The 1272-nt window shown below is 36.9% G+C and carries 3 protein-coding genes; all 3 read left to right on the top strand.

Translation table 11 applies throughout. From position 1 onward, the window contains the following. A partial coding sequence (locus AAIB49_RS19885; protein ID WP_343459065.1) for a replication-relaxation family protein occupies positions 1–366 on the top strand: 366 nt, incomplete at its 5' end. A 225-nt stretch (positions 367–591) separates the two neighbouring features. Continuing rightward, positions 592–777 (top strand): hypothetical protein, encoded by a 186-nt coding sequence (locus AAIB49_RS19880; protein ID WP_343459064.1) that lies wholly within the window; start codon positions 592–594, stop codon positions 775–777. Next, positions 758–1126: a hypothetical protein gene (locus AAIB49_RS19875; RefSeq protein ID WP_343459063.1), complete on the top strand. Its 369-nt coding sequence runs from the start codon at positions 758–760 to the stop codon at positions 1124–1126. Before AAIB49_RS19880 ends, AAIB49_RS19875 begins: the two co-directional genes overlap by 20 nt. The last annotated feature ends 146 nt before the right edge of the window (positions 1127–1272 follow it).

Below are 1272 nucleotides of genomic sequence, written 5' to 3'. Positions count from 1 at the left end.
AAAATAACCACAGCAAAACATTACCTAATGCGTAATGACCTCTATATACACCTCAAACAACCAGCTAACTGGCGAAATGAAGTAAAAATGATCAGTGGGGAGGGAACAAAAGGCGAGATAGTCATTATCGCTGATGCTCACTTTATTCAGAATAAGAGGCACCACATAGTCGAAATAGATAATCAACAAAAAATGAAGAAGAACAAAGTGAAAATAGATAAGTATAGGAGACTGATAGAAAGGAACTCGTTCAAGGGAATGCCTAAGCTTTATTGGGTAACTACTACACCTTATCGCAGGGATAGTTTATTAGAGTTATGCGAGGGATTGGACGTTGAGGTTTATCTTGATACGGATATTAATTAGGAGGGATAAGCATAAAACGGATCATAAAAATTACTCACAAAGATTTAGCATCTTTACTCTATATTTATGATGGTCAAGAATTTACCATCAATAGATTTGAGCCATTAGAAGTTATAGATTGGGACGGTGGCAGTCTTAAAATTAGAACCCCACATAATCATGAATTATGGATACACCTACCGTATTTATCGTATGAATGCGAATTTATTATAGGAGGGATTAAGATTGAATCTAAAAATGACAGATAGCGAAAAGGAATCAGTAACAAGAGTCGTTACTGAAGCAATTAAAAACTTGAAGTCTTATGGATCCATAGAGGAATTCTCTCATCTAGCAAATTTGCTTTATGTTTATAAAAAACTAACCGGAGAAAATTATGAGGAGGTTGTACATGAAGACAAAAACGTATGATTTTAGAGAGTTTATGAGAAGGGAACACGAAGCTGTAAAACCTCCTACATTGTCGTTAGTACCACTAGCTGTAGCCCCTTTTGTTCCAGGTACCGTATTCGCTGCCGAACAATCAATAGAAGAAAAAATGATGACAGCATTTGATCCATTACTACAATTAATACAAGGCGCTGCATATCCTATAGCCTTAGCTGTAGTTTTAGGTGGTGCCATATTTGTCATAATCGGAAACAGTGATAGAGGGTTCTCCATGATTAGTAAGGCTTCGATGGGTTACGTGCTAATTAGCGTACTGCCTATGATATTTGACGTACTAGCAAGTGTCATGAGAGGAGTTGCTAAGACGTAATGGAGATTAAGGCACCAGCAGCATATGTAGGAGAGTGGATTGGGACAAAAATAAAAGAAGGAATGACCAATATAGCACTCGATTATATATCGGCCATTCCAATACTTGTTGGAGTATCAATAGGAGTATATGCACTTTTAGCGATG

Origin of the sequence: Ornithinibacillus proteolyticus (assembly GCF_039581225.1) — a bacterium.
GTDB lineage: Bacteria > Bacillota > Bacilli > Bacillales > Amphibacillaceae > Ornithinibacillus > Ornithinibacillus massiliensis.
Note: the sequence above shows the minus strand (reverse complement) of the source record. Positions and strands in the feature narration are given on the sequence as shown.

What these genes read in the sequence shown, in the direction of transcription:
- AAIB49_RS19875 (WP_343459063.1), top strand. Translation starts at nt 758, where the DNA reads ATGAAGACAAAAACGTATGATTTTAGAGAGTTTATGAGAAGGGAACAC.